Source organism: Pseudomonas sp. SWI36 (genome assembly GCF_002948105.1).
Lineage (GTDB): Bacteria > Pseudomonadota > Gammaproteobacteria > Pseudomonadales > Pseudomonadaceae > Aquipseudomonas > Aquipseudomonas alloputida.
This window is the reverse complement of record NZ_CP026675.1, coordinates 3,684,187-3,703,660: the sequence shown is the minus strand read 5'-3', so window position 1 is coordinate 3,703,660 and position 19,474 is coordinate 3,684,187. Positions and strand designations below refer to the sequence as shown.

Genomic DNA, 19,474 nt, shown 5'->3' with positions numbered 1-19,474 from the left:
TTCATGATCCGCACTTCCCTGCGCTTCACCACCCTGTGCGCCGGCCTGCTGCTGTCGGCCAGCGCCCTGGCCCTGTCGCTGGGCGACCTCAGCCAGAAAGACGCCACCGGCGGCCTGAAAGATGCCCTGACCCAAGGTGCGCAACTGGCCGTCAAGCAACTGAGCACCCCAGGCGGCTTCAGCAACAACCCGGACGTGCGCATCGAGCTGCCAGGCAACCTGGGCAAAGCCGCCAAGGCGATGAAGATGTTCGGCAAGGGTGAACAGGTCGAAGCCCTGGAAACCAGCATGAACAAGGCCGCCGAGGCCGCCGTGCCGCAGGCACAGGCGATTCTGGTGGATGCCGTGAAGAACATGAGCGTGACCGATGCCAAGGGCATTCTCAGCGGCGGTGACGACTCGGCCACCCAGTACCTGAACAAGAGCAGCCGCGAGCAGATCCGCGCCAAGTTCCTGCCAATCGTCAAGCAGGCCACCGACAAGGTTGGCGTGGCCCAGCAGTACAATGCCTTCGCCGCCCAGGCCAAAGGCCTGGGGCTGGTCAAGGATGACGCCAATATCGAGAACTACGTGACCGAGAAGGCGCTGGATGGCCTGTTCGAGATGATCGGCAAGCAGGAGCAGAGCATTCGCCAGAACCCGGCAGCGGCGGCTACCAGCCTGGCCAAGAAGGTCTTCGGCGCGCTGTAGGAGCGGGTTCACCCGCGAAAGGGCCGGGCCTGCTGGCCAATTTTCACCAGCCGCTCACCGTTGCTGCCGCCACCGTATTCGCGGGTAAACCCGCGCCTACACGGCGGCGGGGTTGGACACAGGCCGTCGTAGGAGCGGGTTCACCCGCGAAGGGAGGGCCAAGCCCTCCCCCTGCGGCCTTCAGCCCTTCTTCACCCTGAACCACGCCGCATACAACGCCGGCAGGAACAGCAGTGTAAGCACCGTGGCCACGATCAACCCACCCATGATCGCCACCGCCATCGGTCCATAGAACACACTACGCGACAACGGGATCATGGCCAGCACTGCCGCCAGCGCGGTCAGCACGATCGGCCGGAAGCGCCGCACCGTTGCCTCGATGATCGCCTGCCAGCGCTCCATCCCCGCTGCGATGTCCTGCTCGATCTGGTCCACCAGGATCACCGAGTTGCGCATGATCATCCCCGCCAAGGCAATGGTGCCAAGCATGGCGACAAAGCCGAACGGCTGGCGGAACACCAGCAGGAACAGGGTCACACCGATCAGCCCCAGCGGCGCGGTGAGGAACACCATCACCGTGCGCGAGAAACTGCGCAGCTGGATCATCAGCAAGCTCAGGACTACCACGATGAACAGTGGCATGCCGGCATTCACCGATTTCTGCCCCCGTTCGGAGTCCTCCACCGTGCCGCCCACCTCCAGCAGGTAGCCATCGGGCAGCTTGGCGCGGATTTCCTGCAGGGTCGGCAGAATCTGCTTCACCAGCGTCGCCGGCTGCTCCTGGTCGTAGATATCGGCACGCACGGTCACCGTCGGCAAGCGGTTGCGGTGCCAGATAATGCCTTCTTCAAAGCCGTACTCCAGGGTCGCCACCTGCGACAGCGCCACGCTCTGGCCATTGTCGGTGGGCAACGCCAGGCTACCCAGGTTGGCCAGCTCGCTGCGCTCCTGGAGGGTGCCGCGCAGCAGGATCTCGATCAGTTCGTTGTCCTCGCGGTACTGGCTGACCGTGGTGCCGATCAGCGAGCTTTGCAGGAAGCTCGCCAGGTGCGAAGTGCTCACGCCCAGCGCACGGGCGCGGTCCTGGTCGATTTCGAGGAACACCGCCTTGCTGGGTTCCTCCCAGTCCAGGTGCACGTTCACCACATGCGGGTTCTCGCGCACCTTGTCCGCCACTTCACGGGCCAGTGCACGGGCCTTCTCGATATGCTCGCCAGTGACCCGGAACTGCACCGGGTAGCCCACGGGCGGGCCGTTTTCCAGGCGCGTGACCCGGGCGCGCAGGTCGGGGAACTGCTGGTCCACAGTGCTGATCAGCCAACTGCGCAGGCGCTCGCGGTCTTCCATCGACTTGGCCAGCACCACGAACTGGGCAAAGCTGGCTGCCGGCAGTTGCTGGTCCAGCGGCAGGTAGAAGCGCGGCGAACCGGTGCCCACATAGGCCACGTAGTTGTCGATACCGTCCTGCTGCTTGAGCAGCGCCTCCAGCTGCGTGACCCGCTCGGCGGTATTGGCCAGCGAGGCGCCTTCGGCCAGCTTCAGGTCAACCATCAGCTCCGGGCGACCGGAAGCCGGGAAGAACTGCTGGGGTACGAAGCGGAACAGCAGGATGCTGCCGACAAAGGCAGCGATGGTCAGCAGGATTACCGTCTTGCGCCGCCGTACGCACCACTCCACCAGCCGTCGCACGCGCTGGTAGAACGGGGTGGCGTATGGGTCTGGTGCATGGCCGTCCTTGCCATGACGCGCCGCATGCAGCTTGGCCAGGTCGGGTAGCAGGCGCTCGCCCAGGTAAGGCACGAACACCACGGCCGCCACCCAAGAGGTCAGCAAAGCGATGGTGACCACCTGGAAGATCGACCGGGTGTATTCGCCCGTGCTGGAGGCCGCGGTGGCAATCGGCAGAAAGCCTGCTGCCGTGATCAGCGTACCGGTGAGCATCGGGAAGGCCGTACTCGTCCAGGCATAGCTGGCTGCCTTGAGGCGGTCATAGCCCTGCTCCATCTTGATCGCCATCATCTCCACGGCAATGATCGCGTCGTCCACCAGCAAGCCCAAGGCCAGCACCAGCGCGCCAAGGGAAATCTTGTGCAGGCCGATGCCGAAGTAGTGCATGGCGGCAAAGGTCATGGCCAACACCAGCGGAATGGCCAGCGCCACCACCAGGCCAGTGCGCAGGCCCAGCGAGAAGAAGCTCACCAGCAGCACAATGATCAACGCCTCGACCAGCACCTGCACGAACTCGCCCACGCCGGCCTTGACCGCCGCCGGTTGATCCGAAACCTTGCGCAGCGCCATGCCGGCAGGCAGGTTATGCGCCAGGCGCTCGAACTCGCCTTCCAGGGCCTTGCCCAGTACCAGGATGTCGCCACCGTCTTTCATCGACACCGCCAGGCCAATGGCATCCTCGCCCATGAAGCGCATGCGCGGTGCAGGTGGGTCGTTGAAGCCACGGTGCACCTCGGCGACATCACCAATCCGGAAGGTGCGATCACCCACGCGAATGGGGAACTGGCGGATCTGCTCGACACTGTCGAAACGCCCGCTCACGCGCAGTTGCAAGCGCTCGCTGGGCGTCTCGAAGAAACCGGCGGTGCTCACGGCGTTCTGCTCTTGCAACGCCTTCTGCACGGCTTCCAGCGGCACGCCGAGGGTGGCCAGCTTGAGGTTGGACAGCTCGATCCAGACTTTCTCGTCCTGCAGGCCGATCAGCTCGACCTTGCCCACATCCTTGACCCGCTGCAGCTGGATCTGGATACGGTCGGCGTAGTCCTTGAGCACCGCATAGTCAAAGCCTTCGCCAGTCAGCGCATAGATGTTGCCGAAGGTGGTGCCGAACTCGTCGTTGAAGAACGGGCCCTGGATCTCCGGCGGCAAGGTGTGGCGAATGTCCGCAACCTTCTTGCGGATCTGGTACCACAACTCGGGGATGTCCTTGGAGTGCAGCGAGTCGCGGGCCATGAAAGTAACCTGCGATTCGCCGGGGCGAGAGAACGAGACGATTCTCTCGTACTCACCGGTTTCCATCAGCTTCTTCTCGATGCGCTCGGTCACCTGCCGCGCCACTTCTTCAGCGCTGGCGCCTGGCCACAGGGTGCGGATGACCATGGCCTTGAAGGTGAATGGCGGGTCCTCGCTCTGGCCAAGCTTGGTGTACGACATGGCGCCAATGGCGGCCAGCAGGATCATCAGGAACAGGACGATCTGGCGGTTGCGCAGCGCCCAGGCAGAAAGGTTGAAACCCATCGGGACTTACTCCTTGGCCGTCAGGTTCACTACACGGTTGCTGCGGTCCACGGGGCGTACCTCCTGGCCCTCGCGCAGTACATGGCCACCAGCGGCAACCACCCAGTCACCCGGGTCCAGGCCTTCGAGCACCGGCACGCTGTCGCTGCCATAAGCCCCCAGGCGCACGGTCGCCCGCTCCAGGCGGCTTTCCTTGTTCACCCGCCAGACATAGGCCTGACCGTTTTCCGCAGTCACTGCCGACAGCGGTACCGCCAGCGGGATCAGCCCGTCCTTGGCGATGAACACCCGGGCGCTCTGGCCCAGCTCGGCCGGTACGGCGGCCGTGGTGAAGGCGATGCGCGCCGCGAACGTGCGCGAGCGCGGGTCGGCGGCCGGTGACAGCTCGCGAATGCGCCCCTGGAAACGCGCCTGCGGATGCGACCACAGCTCCACGCTCACCGGTTGGCCCACAGCGAAGCGGGCAAACTGCTGCTCCGGCAGGCCGATGGCCACTTCTCGCTCGCCATCGGCGGCAAGGGTGAACACGGTCTGCCCGGCGGCGACCACCTGGCCCACTTCAACCTGGCGCTTGGCGATCACCCCGGCCTGCGGCGCACGCAATACGGCATATTCGGCCTGGTTGCCCGCCACATCGAACTCGGCCTTGGCCTGCTTCAGACGGGCAAGGCCTGCACGGTAGAGGTTTTCGGCATTGTCGTACTGGGAGTGGCTGACCATCTGCCGCTCCAGCAGCTTCTGGTAGCGGTCGCGTTCGGCGCGCACCAATGCCAGGTTGGCCTCGGCAGCCGCCAGCTGGGCGCGGTTGGCTTCAAGTTGCAGGCGCACGTCCTGCGGGTCCAGTTCGGCCAGCGGCTGGTCGGCCTTGACCCGCTGCCCCTCCTCCACCAGACGCTTGCTGACCTTGCCGCCAATGCGGAAGGCCAGCTCCGGCTCGAAGCGCGCGCGTACTTCGCCGGGGTAACTGTCGGCAGCGGCTTCGGCAGGCTGTGGCTGCACCACCAGCGCCGGGCGCGGCGCGGCGGGTGGGGCGGCTTCCTGACCACACGCCGCCAGAAGCAGGGCAGCGGCGGCGGGCAGAGCGATGGACAAGGCATGGCGCAACATGATGAATCCTTTCGCGGAGTGCACATTTAATATTTGTACTGGCTGGTATATTAAATCAGTGCAACGATGCCGGGAAGGGTATGCGCTGGTTTTTCGACGACCTGGCTGGAGCCCTCTGGCGCCTGTGAAATCAAGCGGCGGCTGAACGCCCACCCTGTCGATCAACTGAACGCTGGCAGGCCGCAGGTAAATGTGAGCTAGTTTTAGCCGTATCGCGGCTGACCCGTTAAGATGGGGATTCTTAAACCAGATGCAGACCACAATGCTCAACGACGCACCCATCGGCCCAGGCCGGCCCAAGGACCTGGCCAAGCGCGAGGCGATCCTCGAAGCGGCCAAGGCCCTGTTCCTCAGCCTTGGCTACGCCAACACCAGCATGGATGCGGTCGCTGCGGCGGCAGGTGTTTCAAAGCTCACCGTGTACAGCCACTTCACCGACAAACAGACATTGTTCTGTTCGGCGGTCATGGCCACCTGCCAGATCCAGTTGCCTGACCTGCTGTTCGAGTATCCCGAGGGGGTACCGGTGGAAGAAGTGCTGCTGACGATTGCCCGCAACTTCCAGGCGCTTATCAGCAGTGACGAAGCGATCAAGCTCAGCCGCCTGATCATGGCCCAGGGCAGCCTGGACCCGAGTTTTGGCGAGTACTTCTACGAGGCCGGGCCCAAGCGCGTGCTCGCAGGCATGGAAGCGCTACTGCGTGGGGCACATGAGCGCGGGCTGCTGCGCATCGACAACCCCTTGAGGGCGGCGGAGCACTTCTTCTGCCTGGTCAAAGGGGCACCGGATTACCGGTTGCTGCTGGGATGTGCGGGGCCGCTGGAAGGCGATGAAGCCGAGGCGCATGTGCGCGAGGTGGTGGGGGTGTTCTTGAGGGCATTCAAACCCTGATACCTGGATATCTTTGCAGGCCTCTTCGCGAACTTACCCGCGAAGAAGCCTGGGCAGGCCACACAAACGTCAGGCTTTCAACGCCTTCTTCGGATAAATGTCATACCGGCTCGACTTGCCTTCCAGGCTGTGGCTGGGCTTCGGCCCGTCGATGATCGGTGCCTTGCGCGGGCGCTTCACCACCACCCGGTGGCTGGCCAGCGCCAGGGCGGCTTCAAGCAGCGCCGGGGCATCCGGGTCATCGCCCACCAAAGGCCGGAACACACGCATTTCCTTTTTCACCAGGGCGCTCTTGTCGCGGTGCGGGAACATCGGGTCGAGGTAGATCACCTGCGGCGCCTCTCCTTCCCAGGCGCGCATGCGCTCGATGGCGTTGCCGGTCAGCAGGCGCATGCGCCCGACAATCGGGCCCACTTCTTCATCCGTTCGCGCCCGCGCCAGGCCGTCCTCCAGCAGCGCGGCAATCAGCGGCTGGCGCTCGATCAGGGTCATCTGGCAGCCAAGGCTGGCCAGCACGAACGCGTCCTTGCCCAGCCCCGCCGTGGCATCCAGTACCTGCGGCCGGATACCTTGGGCAATGCCCACAGCCTTGGCGATCATCTGCCCGTTGCCACCGCCAAACTGGCGGCGATGCGCAGCCTGGCCTTCGACGAAGTCCACACGCACCGGCCCGGGCGCTTGCGGGCCAAGCTGCTGAATCTGCAAGCCGTCGGCGCCCACCTGCACCGCGAAGGCGGCGGTATCGTCCTGCAGCGGCAGGCCCAGGCGTTCAGCCCACGCCCTGGCCTGTTGCGCATACTCAGCTGTCATCGCCTCGACCCTGATACCCGTGCCTTGCTCTTCCATCGTTCACACCCGAAAAATCAAACCAAGCCCTTAATGAATCGGCAGCCACGGCCGATACAGGCAATATCCCGCTATTCTGCCAGAGCACAGCGCGCACGACTGCCATGTCAGAAACTCTTCCCATCGGCTTGACCTATTTGTCGCCCGTCGGCAACTACAGTCAGCACAACACCCAGGCACTCGGGGGCGTCAGCCACCTGTGGCAGGATTTCTTTGCCCGGGCCATGGCCGAGCAGCAGGAAGAGCCCGTAGACGGCGTCAGCCAGTCGTTCGTGCAGTACGACCAGGACAGCGGCGAACCCATCGGCGGCGCCCGTGCACTGGCCTTGATCGACGCCCAGCGCGCCTGCCCGGTGCACGACACCATCGTGGCGCCGCCCGAACCGTTGTTTCTGCCCAAGGCCGAACTTGAAGCCAAGCTGCTGCCGCCCGCCCCCGAGCCGTTCAGCGCCATGGAACTGATCGAGCAACAGCGCCAGCTCGACATCAACAACAGCTGGCTGCGCCCGGTGGTGATGAGCCAGGGTCAGCCGATCGCCGAACCCGGCCCTGGCCCCACGCCACGGTCACTGTTCCTGCCCATCGCCGAGCTGGAAAGCGACCTGCTGGACCCGGCCCCGGAACCGTTCGACGACGCCACCCTGGCCAAGCAGCAGAATGACCTGGCGTTCGACATCCACTGGGCGCGCCCAGTGGTGCTGAACAACGTGCGCGCGTACGCCTGAGGCTAACGACAGATCTGCCAGCGCCCCATGTCCAGGTGAAAGTGGTTGCGGTGCGCAGCGTTGTAATCCGGCCCCAGTACCGTGCTGAAGCTCTCGCAAGCGGCCTGCTGCACCTGACGCAAGAATTCCGCCTTCTGCCCGCCCGCCTGCCAGTCACGCGCCAGGATAATGCGCTGGCCGTCCTTCAGGCGAAAACCGCTGATGTCCAGCGCATTGGCCGTGGCGTGCTGGCTCAAACGGGCCTGCTTGCGGTGGTAGACGTTGCGGCAGGCAAAGCTGCCCAGGTGATCGACCTGCGTCACCGGTTGCCCAAACACTTCCTGCGCCGCCGGCTGCAAGCCATGGTTTTCGAACAGTGCATAGGCCACCGCCAACGGGCAACTGGCCAGAAAGCTGCTGCTCAGCCGCGCCTGGCCGCCCTCGATGCGCCATACGTTCTGCAGCGGGCAGTTGGCCGACGCCGGGCTGTCGGCTTGTGCCCGGTAACGCAGGTGGCTGGTTTCCAGCGCCTGCCGGCACAGCGTTGGGTCATCGCGTAGGCGCGACAGTTTGTAGGGGGTCAGCAGGTTGGGCGGCTGGCGTACGTCCAGCGGCGCCCAGGGGTTCCATGTGACAGGCAGGCGCCAGCCGAAGTGCCAGGCCAGGCCGGCCACCGTCAGCAGGCCGGCCAGTAGCGCCAGCAATGCCCTCATCAGCGGCGGAACAGGTCGTTCAGCTGGGCAAACGGCATTGCCTGCTCACCGTAGCCGAACGTGCCCTCATCGCGAATTTCCTGCGCCGCCCGGTAGAAGGCCCCGAGTGCAGCACGGGCCAGCGACGAGCCAACGCTGACGCGGCGCACGCCCAGGTCCTGCAACTGATTGACGCTCAGCGGCACGCCCGCCATGCCCATCAGCACATTCACAGGGCGCGGTGCGACTGCCTGCACCACGGCACGGACTTCCTCCACGGTGCGCAGCCCGGGGGCGTAGAGCACGTCGGCACCGGCTTCGGCATAGGCTTGCAGGCGCAGGATGGTGTCGTCGAGGTCCATGCGTCCGTGCAGCAGGTTTTCTGCCCGGGCGCACAAGGTGAACGGGAATGGCAGGCTTCGCGCAGCCTGCACAGCGGCGCGCACGCGCTCCACAGCCAACCCGAAGTCATAGATGGGCGCATCACTGCGGCCACTGGCATCTTCGATGGAGCCGCCCACCAGGCCAATTTCGGCGGCACGCAGAATGGTCTGGGCACAGTCTTCGGGCAAGTCGCCAAAACCGTTTTCCAGATCGGCGGCCACCGGCAGCGCGGTGGCATCGACGATCTCGCCGGCATTGTCCAGTGTATCGTCCAGGCTCAAGGCGCCTTCGGCGTCTGGCCGGCCCAGGCTGAAGGCCAGGCCTGCACTGGTGGTAGCCAGCGCCTCGAAACCCAGGCTGGCGAGCAACTTGGCGGAGCCGGCATCCCACGGGTTGGGGATGACGAACGCGCCGTCGCGCTCGTGTAACGCCTTGAAGGCCTCAGCTCGCAGGGTTTGCACATCCATGGTTCAACCTCCGGCAGTCAGGGAAAGGTCAGAGTAGCCCCAATTGTTCGACCTCAGGGGCGCGCGGCAATTCCGGCAAAGGTGCCAGGCCCGGCAAGCGTGCCATCAGGCGTTGATGGAAACGCTGGGCCAGCGCCGCAGCCTGGCGATTGTCCGAGGTGTGCAGGAAGATATAGGGATTGCGGCCTTCTTCGATCCAGGCGGCGACTTTTTCTACCCAAGGGCTAAGGAAGGTGTGATTGGCCTCCAGTTCAGGATGGCCAATGAAGCGAACCTGCGGGTGCTGGCTGAAGGCTGCCGGCCGCGGAGGCACCTTGGGCTTCTTCGACTGCGCATGCAGCACGGCAGGGTCGCGCGAGGTACAACTGAACAGCGCACGCGGGTCGAGGCAGATACGCTCCACACCGCGCTCGTGCAGCAGGCGATTGAGCAGGCGTTCTTCCTCACCCTTGGCAAAAAAGGCCTGGTTGCGCACTTCCACAGCCACGGGCACGGCGATCTGATCGAGGAAGTGACAAAGCTCACCCAGGCGCGCCGGGCCGAACTGGGCCGGCAACTGCAACCAGTAGGGTGATACGCGCTGGCCCAGCGGGGCCATCAGCCGAGTGAAGTCGAAGGCAGGTTCAAGCTGGTCACGCAGGTCGCCCTCATGGCTGACATCCCGCGGAAACTTGGCAGTGAAGCGAAAGTGCTCGGGCATGACCTGCGCCCAGCGGGCAATGGTGCCGGGAGCGGGACGTGCGTAGAAAGTGGTGTTGCCTTCGACGGCGTTGAATACCTGGCTGTAGAAGCCAAGCATTTGATTACTGTTGGCGTCAGCGGGGTACAGGTAGTCGCGCCAGGCGTTTTCGCTCCACGACGGGCAACCGAGAAAGTAAGGCAGTGGTGAGGGATTCATCCATCAAATGTACAGGTCGAGCCCCAGTACTTCCATGTCCCAGTCAGTAAAGCCGGCAGTGCTCAGGTAGCTGGCCAGTGCGGTGGCGGTGCGGCGGTCACGGGCGCGAGGGAAAACCATGTCCTGCTGGCGGGCTGGCAGGCCACCACCAGGGCGGCGGGCAGTGGCTTCCTGCGGGGCGGCCTCTGCCTCCTCGATCACCTCGGCATCGTCGATGGCCTCGTCACGCACCGCTGCTTTGCGCGAGGTGCGCTTGAGCGGGTAGGACTGCGATGAGAAACCGTCGATACGCATGGCATGAGCACTCAGGACCAATGATGGCAATTTAGCAGCATCAGGGTTCCGTCGCTAATGCTTGAGTGATAACTGGACCACAGATCGCGCAAAAGGTTTTAGCGTGTTCGGCGATAACCGACGAACAGCACTCAGTGCTTCTTGGGCGTGGCTACATTATCGCGCAGATAAACCGGTTGCGCCTGCTCGGCGACGATTGCCTCGCCACGGGCCCAGGCAAAGGTGGCCAGGCTGAGAATGTCCAGAGCATTGGGCAAGGCAGCCGGGTTGCTCGCCGCCACCTGTACCGCCAGGCGCTCGGCGTAGCCCCACCCGGTACCGGCACCGAACCACTCGCCATTGCTGCCTGCCGGTAGCGCCACCTGCTCGGGCGGCAATACGGCTTCACGGCCGACCAGGCACATTTCACCCGCCGTGGCCTGGTAGCAGCCCCAGTACACTTCATCCATGCGCGCATCGATGGCAGCGGCCACCTGCTGCACGCCCTGCTCGCGCAATGCACCCTGGGCCAAAGCGGCCAGGTTGGACACCGGCAGCACCGGGCGTTCGAGGGCGAAGGCCAGGCCTTGCACAACACCGATGGCAATACGCACGCCGGTGAACGCGCCCGGGCCACGGCCAAAGGCAATGGCATCCAGCGCATTCAGTGCCACGCCAGAGTCGGCCAGCAGTTGCTTGATCATCGGCAGCAGCTTCTGGGCATGCATGCGCGGGATCACCTCGTAGTGGCTGGTCACCTTGCCGTCATGCAGCAGCGCGACGGAACAGGCTTCGGTGGCGGTATCCAGGGCCAGCAGGGTGGTCATCGAACGGGTATCCAGGTGCGAATGAAAAAGAGCGGCAGTATAGAGCAGCAGCGGCGTTGTGTCCTGAGGGGGCGCTGTGCGGCCTACAAACGACAACGGCCCGCAAGCGGGCCGTTGTCGAGGTGCGTCAGGCGCCGGATCAGCTCAGGGCTGCCAGGACCTTGGCGGTGATGGCTTCAACCGAGCCGACACCTTCTATGTGGCTGTACTTCGGCTTGCCGCCATTGGCAGCCGACAGCTTCTGGTAGAAATCCACCAGCGGCTTGGTCTGGCTGTGGTAGACCGACAGACGATGGCGAACGGTTTCTTCCTTGTCGTCGTCACGCTGGATCAGGTCTTCACCGGTCTCGTCGTCCTTGCCTTCCACTTTCGGCGGGTTGTACTGAATGTGGTAGGTACGGCCCGAGGCCAGGTGCACGCGGCGGCCAGCCATGCGGCCGACGATTTCTTCGTCGTCCACGGCAATTTCGACCACGGCATCGATGTCGACGCCGGCAGCGACCATGGCTTCGGCCTGTGGGATGGTGCGTGGGAAGCCGTCGAACAGGCAGCCGTTGGCGCAATCAGGCTGAGCGATGCGCTCCTTCACCAGGCTGATGATCAACTCGTCGGAGACCAGCTGGCCGGCATCCATGACTTTCTTCAGCTCCAGGCCCAGCGGGGTGCCAGCCTTGACGGCGGCACGCAGCATGTCACCGGTGGAGATCTGTGGAATACCGAACTTTTCGGTGATGAACTTTGCCTGAGTACCTTTACCGGCCCCGGGAGCTCCCAGCAGAATTACGCGCATCTCGTGCTCCTCAAATTTTTTTATGAAATTCAATGGATTCGGCGACCAGGGCCAAGTCCGGAAAATCGGGTATGACCATAAATCGGTCAGAAGGCTGCTCAAGATACACAGCGCCCGGCAGCCAGACAAGCGTCCCAAAGTTGCAGGAATGCGCCACTTGCGGCTGACCGGGCAGGCGGTTGCGCCAGGCGCAACCACCCTCCCCGTCATAGTGCCGGCCCTGCATGGCACGCGCCAGACATGACCCGGGCTTGCCCTTAGCCGGTGTTGCGCAGCCCGGCGGCAATACCCGCCACGGTCACCAGCAAGGCCTGCTCCAACGGGCTGTCCAGAGCGGCTTCGCGGCTGCGCGAGCGGGCCAGCAACTCTGCCTGCAGGCGGTGCAACGGGTCCAGATAGGTATTGCGCAGGCTAATGAATTCCAGTGTCTCGGGGCTGTGCGCCAGTAGCACCGGCTGCCCGGTCAGGCCCAGCACCACCCGGCATGACTGCGACAATAGGTCGCGCAGGTGCGCACCTAAAGGACGCAGGTGCGGTTGCACCAGACGTTCGTCGTAGGCCTCGGCAATTTGCGCATCGGCCTTGGCCAGCACCATTTCCAGCATGTCGATGCGGGTGCGGAAGAACGGCCATTGCTCGCGCATCTGTGCCAGCAACTCACCCTGACCTCGGGCCAAGGCATTGGTCAGCGCCGTTTCCCAGCCCAGCCAGGCCGGCAGCATCAGCCGGGTCTGGGTCCAGCCGAAGATCCACGGGATGGCGCGCAGGCTTTCGATGCCACCGGCGCGACGTTTTGCCGGGCGGCTGCCCAACGGCAGGCGCCCCAGTTCCTGTTCTGGCGTCGACTGACGGAAGTACTCGACGAAATCGGGATTCTCCCGTACCACGCTGCGGTAGGCCTGGACACCATCGGCGGCCAACTGGTCCATCACTTCACGCCAGGCCGGCTGCGGGGGCGGTGGTGGCAACAGCGTGGCTTCAAGCACGGCAGCCAGGTACAGGTTGAGGTTTTGCTCGGCAATGCCCGGCAAGCCGAACTTGAAGCGGATCATTTCACCCTGCTCGGTGGTGCGGAAACGCCCCGCCACCGAACCCGGTGGCTGCGACAGGATCGCGGCATGGGCCGGACCGCCGCCTCGCCCGACCGTACCGCCACGGCCGTGGAACAGCAGCAGCTCGACCTGATGCTCGGCACAGATGCGCACCAGGTTTTCCTGAGCCCGGTACTGCGCCCACGCAGCAGCCGTGGTGCCGGCGTCCTTGGCCGAATCGGAGTAGCCGATCATCACTTCCTGCGGGCCGCGCAGGCCCGCGCGGTAGCCCGGCAGGCCAAGCAGGCGCTGCATGACCGGGCCGGCATTGTCGAGGTCGGCCAGGGTCTCGAACAGTGGTACCACGCGCATGGGGCGGGTCAGGCCGGCTTCCTTGAGCAACAGTTGCACCGCCAGTACATCCGAGGCGGAACCGGCCATGGAGATGACGTAAGACCCCAGCGAGGCGGCCGGCGCAGCGGCCACTTCCCTGCAGGTCGCCAGCACTTCGGCGGTGTCCGCTTGCGGCTTGAAATGCGCAGGCAGCAGGGGCCGGCGGTTTTTCAGCTCGGCCTGGAGGAACGCGATGCGCTGCTCCTCATCCCAGTCGGCGTAACGCCCCAGGCCCAGGTAATCGGTAATCTCGGTCAGCGCATCACGGTGGCGGGCAGCGTCCTGGCGTACGTCCAGGCGGCCCAGGAACAGGCCGAAGGTCACCGCACGACGCAGGCAGTCAAGCAGCGGCCCCTCGGCGATCACGCCCATGCCGCATTCGTGCAGTGACTGGTAGCACAGCTCCAGCGGCGCGATCAGCTCGCGGTTGTCCACCAGCACGTCGGCACCGGCCGGTTGGTTGCTGGTCAAGGCCGAATGCGCCCATGCGCGTGTCGCACGCAGGCGGTCGCGCAGTTGCTTGAGCACTGCGCGGTAGGGTTCGGCGCTGTCGCCAACCTGCTTGCGCAGGGTGTCGTTGGCCTGCTGCATGGACAACTCGGCGGCCAGTGCATCAATGTCGCGCAGGAACAGGTCGGCGGCCATCCAGCGCGCCAGCAGGAGTACTTCGCGGGTGACGGCAGCCGTCACATTGGGGTTGCCATCACGGTCCCCACCCATCCACGAGGCAAAGCGGATCGGCGCGGCCTCCAGCGGCAGGCGCAGGCCAGTGGCCTCCAGCAGGGCCTTGTCGACCTTGCGCAGGTGGCTGGGGATGGCATGCCACAGTGAATGCTCGATCACTGCGAAACCCCACTTGGCTTCGTCTACCGGCGTAGGCCGGGTACGGCGGATTTCCTCGGTGTGCCAAGCCTCGGCGATCAGCCGGCGCAGGCGTTCGCGCACTTGCTGGCGTTCTGCCGGGGTCAGGTCACGATGGTCCTGTGCGGCCAGTTGGCCGGCGATCGCGTCGTACTTCTGGATCAGCGTGCGACGGGCCACTTCGGTGGGGTGTGCGGTGAGCACCAACTGGATATCGAGCTTGGCCAGTTGCCGGGCCAGGGCATCGTTGCTGTGGCCTGCCTGCTTCAAGCGCCCCAGCAGCTCGGGCAGTACCTGCGCTTCGAATGGCTCGGGCTGGTCGGCGTCGCGGCGGCGGATCAACTGGTACTGCTCGGCCATGTTGGCCAGGTTGAGGAACTGGTTGAAGGCCCTCGCTACGGGCAGCAGGTCTTCTTCGGCCAGGTCCGCCAGGGTCGAGCTCAGCTGCTCACCCGGGCCGCGACGGTCGGCCTTGGCACTGTGGCGGATGTCCTCGATTTTCTGCAGGAACGCATCGCCATGCTGCTGGCGAATGGTTTCGCCAAGCAGCTCACCCAACACATGGACATCTTCACGCAAACGCACATCGATATCGGTCATTGGCGCCCTCTCCGTTGCATCCCTATCAGCCTCAGCGCGCCCTGTGCAGGAGCGAGCGGTATCCCCCAAGAGTGCCCACAGCCGGGCGACGATGGCAAGCCGTGATCGGCCAAACCAAACTAAAGTGAAAGCACAGCACTCCCATGCAGTGCAGCCTTTCCAGGCGTCAACAGAGGTCATCATGAAAATCCGTGAACTCGCCCAGCATTGGGAACAGAATGCCGCCGGCACCCTCAGCCGTACCGGTCATGTCCTGCACCTGGACCTGGAGTCCGAAGCGCGCCTGGCCGCGCTGATCGACATGTACCCCAAGCGCACCGCCGAAGAACTGCTCGGCGAACTGGTCGCCGCCGCCCTTGAAGAACTGGAAGCCAGCTTCCCCTATGTACAGGGTCGCCAGGTCATCGCCACCGACGAAGAAGGCGACCCGTTGTACGAAGACGTTGGTCCTACGCCGCGCTTTCTCTCCCTGTCGCGCCAGCACCTGCACAACTTGAGCAACGCGACAGTCAACAGCGACAAATAATCCTGCGCGCCAGCATTCCGGGCCTGCTCAAGGCCCGGAATACCGCTCCAGCCTGGGAAAGTTCCAGGCAAATCGCACTGACCGATCAGTCAGAAATAGTTATCCGATCACGGCGCTTTTTTCTGAACTATTCGAAAAACCTTCGAGTCGGAGCCAATAGCCATCACGCTAAAACCCTGCACACTGCCCTCGTGCACCGTTGAACTGAAGCGCGCGGTTATGTCAGGGATTGAGCGATGGACTGCTACGGACATCGTCGTTATCAGGAGTGATCCAATGGAGCTGACCACCATGAAGACCCGCACTAGCAAACTGTCATCCACTCATGTGCGCGGGTTCAAGCTGGCCGCGCTGGCGCTGGGCAGTAGCCTGGTCCTGGCCGGCTGTGCGGGCAATCCGCCCACCGAGCAGTATGCCGTCACCCAGTCCGCCGTGAACTCCGCCGTCAGCGCTGGCGGTACCGAGTTCGCTGCCGTTGAAATGAAAGCGGCTCAGGACAAGTTCAAGCAAGCCGAAATCGCCATGCACGACAAGAAGTACGACGAGGCCAAGCGCCTGGCCCAACAGGCCGAGTGGGATGCACGCCTCGCCGAACGCAAGGCCCAGGCAGCCAAAGCCCAGAAGGCCGTGCAGGATGCCCGCCAGGGCGTTCAGGACGTACGTGAGGAAGGCCTGCGCAGCGTTCAGTGAGCCCTGCCCCGCCAACCTTAGCCTTCGCACACGATCAAAGGATGAACACTATGCGCAAACACGTCATGATTCCCGCCCTGCTGGCCCTGAGCGTCGGTCTTGCTGCCTGCTCGCACGATCCGAATGCCAATCTGGAAGCGGCCCGCACCAACTTCTCCTCGCTGCAGAGCGACCCGCAAGCGAGCAAGGTCGCGGCACTGGAGACCAAGGACGCCCAGGACTGGCTGAACAAGGCCGACAAGGCGTACATGGACCGTGAAGACGAGAAGAAAGTCGACCAACTGGCCTACCTGACCAACCAGCGCGTCGAAGTGGCCAAGCAGACCATTGCCCTGCGTACTGCCGAAGCTGAACTGAAAAACGCCTCGGCCCAGCGCGCGCAGGCCAAGCTGGATGCCCGCGACGCGCAGATCGCCAAGCTGCAGGACAGCCTCAACGCCAAGCAGACCGACCGCGGAACGCTGGTGACCTTCGGCGACGTGCTGTTCGACTTCAACAAGGCCGAACTCAAGAGCAGCGCTTACCCGAACATCACCAAGCTGGCCCAGTTCCTTCAGGAAAACCCGGAACGCAAGGTGATCGTCGAGGGCTACACCGACAGCGTCGGCTCGGCCAACTACAACCAGACACTGTCCGAACGCCGCGCCAACAGCGTGCGCATGGCACTGGTACGTGCCGGGGTAGATCCGGCGCGTATCGTTTCCCAGGGCTATGGCAAGGAGTACCCGGTAGCGGACAACTCGAGCAACTCGGGACGTGCGCAGAACCGTCGGGTGGAGGTGACCATCTCCAACGACAACCAGCCGGTGGCACCACGCTCGGTGAGCCAGGTTCAGCGCTAAGGCTGGCTAGCTGAAAGGACAAGCCCCGCGATCGACGCGGGGCTTTCTTTTGCCTGTTCGGGCCTCTTCGCGGGCACGCCCGCTCCCACAGGTACGGCGCCAGTTTCGAGTTTTGCGCGACCCTGTGGGAGCGGGCGTGCCCGCGAAGAGGCGAGTTCAGGCAGCAAGGATAATGGCTCACTGCACCTGCTGCGGTGTTTCTTCGCCCATGCAGCGCACCGCGCGCTTGCGGTTGTCCACCAGCACGCCGGTCAGGCCTTTCTGCTGGGTGTCGAACAGCACCAGCACGCCGTCGACGCACTGGGCCACTTGCGGTGCCGGGTCCAGCGATACCTTGTAGTCCTCGCCGGGGATGGTCTTGAGCATGGTGAAGTCCTGCAGCAGCAGGGCATCTTCGGGCTTGGCGAAATGCAGGTAACCGTAATACCACAAAGCCCCTACCGTCACGATGATGCTGCCGACGCCGGTCAGGATCAGCGGGATGGCGTTGCGTTCTTCACTCATTGCTTGTTCTTCTCGTCAGGGAAATTGGGCACTTCGGCAAGCCGCCGCAGGCCGTTGAAATGGCTGGGATCATCGAGGAACCGCAGCATCACCTGGCGCCAGGTAGGGTCGGCGAAGGTTTGCACGTGACCCCCTCGGGTCAGTTGCAGCACCCGCGGTGGTGGCGCGTGCTGATACAGGCGGATGCCGTTGTCCATCGGCACCAGGTTGTCGTCGATACTGTGGAAAAACAACTTGGGCGGGCTGCTCAATCGCTCGATCGAGCGGATCGCGCTGTCGCCGTCCGGCACCAGCCACGACAGCGGAACCTGCAATGGCCAGGTCATCCAGGAAGTGCTGAGCGCAAAGCGCCCCACCGCGCGGTAACTGGCCGGCACACCATCGAACACCAGGGCGCTGAAGCGCTGACGCTGCTCGGGGTGGGCCGCCAGGTAATGAATGGCCATGGCACCGCCCAGGCTCTGCCCCAGCAGTACCAGCGGCTTGCCCTTGACCTCGGGCGCCTGCTGCAGCCAGGCCATGGCTGCAGCAATGTCCTGGTACACCTCCGGCAGGCTCGGCTGGCCCTGAGACAAGCCATAGCCGCGGTAATCGATCATCAACACCTGGTAGCCCTGCTCCGGCAGCCAGTAGCTCCCCCCCAGGTGCCCTGGCAGGTTACCGCCGTTGCCGTGCAGGTGCAGCACCGTGCCCTTGACCTCGACCCCGGCCTTGGCTGGCAGCCACCAACCGTGAAGGCGGATGCCATCAGCAGTGGTCAGCGTGACATCGCGGTATTCCAGCTTGGCACGCTCAGGGGTGAAGGCCTGACCACGCTCGGGGTAGAACAACAGGCTGCTGCAGCCGCCAAGGCTCAGCAGGACCAGGCCGAGGACGAGCAGGCGGCAGTGCTCAGAGAATGTTCGCGTAGTCGGCTTCAATGCGATCCAGGCTCAGGTGGTTGAGGAAGTTGGAGAAGCACATCCAGGCCGACAGCGCACTCAGGTCGCGGAACTGTTCAGGCAGGTACTTGGGCGGCTCGACCAACCCTTCCTCGACCAGTTGGCGCAGGGTGCGCATGTCTTCCAGGGTGGTCTTGCCGCAGAACAGCAACGGGATCTGTTCCAGTTTGCCCTTCTTCACGGCCAACTGAATGTAGTTGTAAACCATGATGAAGCCCTTGAGGTAGGACAAGTCCTTGGTGAATGGCAGGCCGTTGGGCACCGAGCCGCGGAACACCCGGCTGGCGTTGCTGTAGCTCTGCGCCATCTCGAAGCCCTGCTCGCGGAAGAAACCGTAGACCTGCATGAAGTCTGCACCCTCCTCGACCATGTGGATGGCACGGGTGCGGTTGGTGAGCTTGCGCAGGCGGCTGGGGTAGGAGGCAAAGGCGATCACCTCCATGAGAATCGCCAGGCCCTCCTGGGTTACCGTCGACGAGGGCGGGCCTTTGGCCAGGAAGGTGCAGATCGGCTGGTTCAGGCCATTGAGCGTGGTACCGACGTGCACCAACCCTTCGTGCACCTCCAGGGCGCGCACATCGCGGGCGTTGAACATGGCATCGGCACGCACCTTGATGTAGTCGGCACCGGCTGCGGCGTCGGCGACGATACCGTCGGACTCGAACACGCGAATGGTCCCTTCGGCCTCGCCGAACACGTTGTTCAGCCGGTGCTGGAGGATCTCCACCGCCTCCTTGGCGGTGAGATTCTTTGGCTCATCCTTGAGGTCACCACGGCCATCGATGTTGTTCAGGTAGTCCGACAGCATCAGGCCAAGGTCGGCCAGGGTCGGGTCACCGGCGTGGAAGGCATCCGAGGCGGCGCCGTACAGCTCCTGGGAGATCAGGCCGAAGTCCTCGGTACCGCGCGCTTCGAGCATGCGCACCACCATGCGGTATTCGCGGCACATGCGCTTCATGATCTGCCCGACCGGGTTGAACTGGCCCAACTGGCGAATGATGTCGCGCTCGATGCCCTGGAACTCGGCCTTGACCGCGCTGGAGTCGAACGACAGCGGGCGCGATTGGTAGTAGGCGCGATCAACCGCCGGTGGCTCCTTGCCCTTGGCCTTGAGAAAGCCCTGGCGGATGTTGTCGTCCCACTTCACCGCGTCCAGGACCCGGATAGGCGTCTGTGCCGCGACGATGCGGTCGGACAGGGCGCGGATGGTTTGCTGGTATTCGTCCACCAGGGACTCCTTTCTAGTACACGAAACCTGTACCGGCCTCTT

The 19,474-nt window shown here is 64.1% G+C and carries 20 protein-coding genes; 6 read left to right on the top strand and 14 right to left on the bottom strand.

The features are described from left to right. Positions 1-3 precede the first annotated feature (3 nt). Positions 4-690 carry a DUF4197 domain-containing protein gene (locus C4Q27_RS17680; protein WP_003252248.1) on the top strand — a complete coding sequence of 229 codons (687 nt, stop codon included), beginning with the start codon at positions 4-6 and terminating at the stop codon, positions 688-690. 180 nt (positions 691-870) lie between these two features. Here C4Q27_RS17680 and C4Q27_RS17675 read toward each other — a convergent pair whose 3' ends face one another. Both C4Q27_RS17675 and C4Q27_RS17670 read right to left on the bottom strand, forming a co-directional pair. Next, positions 871-3,936 carry an efflux RND transporter permease subunit gene (locus tag C4Q27_RS17675; RefSeq protein WP_064491433.1) on the bottom strand — a complete coding sequence of 1,022 codons (3,066 nt, stop codon included), beginning with the start codon at positions 3,934-3,936 and terminating at the stop codon, positions 871-873. A 6-nt stretch (positions 3,937-3,942) separates the two neighbouring features. Next, complete coding sequence (locus tag C4Q27_RS17670) at positions 3,943-5,043, bottom strand: efflux RND transporter periplasmic adaptor subunit (protein ID WP_010952607.1); 1,101 nt, start codon at positions 5,041-5,043, stop codon at positions 3,943-3,945. A 250-nt stretch (positions 5,044-5,293) separates the two neighbouring features. Between C4Q27_RS17670 and C4Q27_RS17665 the strand changes: the two genes are divergently transcribed. Then, positions 5,294-5,935, top strand: a complete 642-nt coding sequence (locus C4Q27_RS17665; protein ID WP_064491434.1) for a TetR/AcrR family transcriptional regulator — start codon at positions 5,294-5,296, stop codon at positions 5,933-5,935. Positions 5,936-6,004: 69 nt separating this feature from the next. On the opposite strand, the gene C4Q27_RS17660 is transcribed toward C4Q27_RS17665, so the two are convergent. Further along, the gene (locus C4Q27_RS17660; protein WP_064491435.1) at positions 6,005-6,781 is read right to left on the bottom strand and encodes a class I SAM-dependent methyltransferase; all 777 of its coding nucleotides are present in this window, start codon (positions 6,779-6,781) and stop codon (positions 6,005-6,007) included. A 104-nt stretch (positions 6,782-6,885) separates the two neighbouring features. Here C4Q27_RS17660 and C4Q27_RS17655 point away from each other — a divergent pair, with 104 nt between their 5' ends. After that, entirely contained in the window at positions 6,886-7,506 is a 621-nt protein-coding gene (locus tag C4Q27_RS17655) for a hypothetical protein (RefSeq protein WP_064491436.1), read from the top strand. Between the two features lie 2 nt (positions 7,507-7,508). Here C4Q27_RS17655 and C4Q27_RS17650 read toward each other — a convergent pair whose 3' ends face one another. The 8 genes from C4Q27_RS17650 to ppc all read right to left on the bottom strand — a co-directional run bounded on the left by C4Q27_RS17650 (position 7,509) and on the right by ppc (position 14,701). Further along, complete coding sequence (locus C4Q27_RS17650) at positions 7,509-8,198, bottom strand: extensin family protein (protein ID WP_064491437.1); 690 nt, start codon at positions 8,196-8,198, stop codon at positions 7,509-7,511. After that, on the bottom strand, positions 8,198-9,028 hold the full coding sequence (locus tag C4Q27_RS17645) for an oxaloacetate decarboxylase (RefSeq protein WP_014592159.1): 831 nt from the start codon (positions 9,026-9,028) through the stop codon (positions 8,198-8,200). Before C4Q27_RS17645 ends, C4Q27_RS17650 begins: the two co-directional genes overlap by 1 nt. A 28-nt stretch (positions 9,029-9,056) precedes the next feature. After that, positions 9,057-9,926: a DUF72 domain-containing protein gene (locus C4Q27_RS17640; protein ID WP_064491438.1), complete on the bottom strand. Its 870-nt coding sequence runs from the start codon at positions 9,924-9,926 to the stop codon at positions 9,057-9,059. A gap of 3 nt (positions 9,927-9,929) precedes the next feature. Next, positions 9,930-10,220 carry a hypothetical protein gene (locus C4Q27_RS17635; RefSeq protein ID WP_014592161.1) on the bottom strand — a complete coding sequence of 97 codons (291 nt, stop codon included), beginning with the start codon at positions 10,218-10,220 and terminating at the stop codon, positions 9,930-9,932. 131 nt (positions 10,221-10,351) lie between these two features. Next, a complete protein-coding gene (gene tsaB, locus C4Q27_RS17630; protein ID WP_014592162.1) occupies positions 10,352-11,026 on the bottom strand; it encodes a tRNA (adenosine(37)-N6)-threonylcarbamoyltransferase complex dimerization subunit type 1 TsaB in 675 nt (224 codons plus the stop codon). 139 nt (positions 11,027-11,165) lie between these two features. After that, positions 11,166-11,816 carry an adenylate kinase gene (adk, locus tag C4Q27_RS17625; RefSeq protein WP_004575467.1) on the bottom strand — a complete coding sequence of 217 codons (651 nt, stop codon included), beginning with the start codon at positions 11,814-11,816 and terminating at the stop codon, positions 11,166-11,168. A gap of 10 nt (positions 11,817-11,826) precedes the next feature. Continuing rightward, positions 11,827-12,042 carry a hypothetical protein gene (locus C4Q27_RS17620; protein ID WP_104887128.1) on the bottom strand — a complete coding sequence of 72 codons (216 nt, stop codon included), beginning with the start codon at positions 12,040-12,042 and terminating at the stop codon, positions 11,827-11,829. Between the two features lie 31 nt (positions 12,043-12,073). Continuing rightward, positions 12,074-14,701: a phosphoenolpyruvate carboxylase gene (gene ppc / locus C4Q27_RS17615; RefSeq protein WP_104887127.1), complete on the bottom strand. Its 2,628-nt coding sequence runs from the start codon at positions 14,699-14,701 to the stop codon at positions 12,074-12,076. Between the two features lie 181 nt (positions 14,702-14,882). On the opposite strand from ppc, the gene C4Q27_RS17610 reads away from it, so the two are divergent. From C4Q27_RS17610 to C4Q27_RS17600, 3 genes are all read left to right on the top strand, one after another. Beyond that, a complete protein-coding gene (locus C4Q27_RS17610; protein ID WP_104887126.1) occupies positions 14,883-15,227 on the top strand; it encodes a pilin assembly protein in 345 nt (114 codons plus the stop codon). Positions 15,228-15,503: 276 nt separating this feature from the next. Beyond that, the gene (locus C4Q27_RS17605) at positions 15,504-15,917 is read left to right on the top strand and encodes a DUF4398 domain-containing protein (RefSeq protein ID WP_020190164.1); all 414 of its coding nucleotides are present in this window, start codon (positions 15,504-15,506) and stop codon (positions 15,915-15,917) included. 50 nt (positions 15,918-15,967) lie between these two features. Next, positions 15,968-16,759: an OmpA family protein gene (locus C4Q27_RS17600; RefSeq protein ID WP_020190165.1), complete on the top strand. Its 792-nt coding sequence runs from the start codon at positions 15,968-15,970 to the stop codon at positions 16,757-16,759. Between the two features lie 177 nt (positions 16,760-16,936). Here the strand turns inward: C4Q27_RS17600 and C4Q27_RS17595 are convergent, their stop codons facing one another. Genes C4Q27_RS17595 through C4Q27_RS17585 form a run of 3 tightly spaced genes read right to left on the bottom strand, consistent with a single transcriptional unit; the run spans position 16,937 to position 19,432 of the window. Further along, positions 16,937-17,263, bottom strand: coding sequence for a hypothetical protein (locus C4Q27_RS17595; RefSeq protein ID WP_003252219.1), 327 nt, complete (start codon positions 17,261-17,263; stop codon positions 16,937-16,939). Beyond that, positions 17,260-18,183, bottom strand: coding sequence for an alpha/beta hydrolase (locus C4Q27_RS17590; RefSeq protein ID WP_020190166.1), 924 nt, complete (start codon positions 18,181-18,183; stop codon positions 17,260-17,262). The genes C4Q27_RS17595 and C4Q27_RS17590 overlap by 4 nt, the downstream gene beginning before the upstream one ends. Further along, positions 18,155-19,432 carry a flavohemoglobin expression-modulating QEGLA motif protein gene (locus C4Q27_RS17585; RefSeq protein ID WP_003252215.1) on the bottom strand — a complete coding sequence of 426 codons (1,278 nt, stop codon included), beginning with the start codon at positions 19,430-19,432 and terminating at the stop codon, positions 18,155-18,157. Before C4Q27_RS17585 ends, C4Q27_RS17590 begins: the two co-directional genes overlap by 29 nt. Between the last annotated feature and the right edge of the window lie 42 nt (positions 19,433-19,474).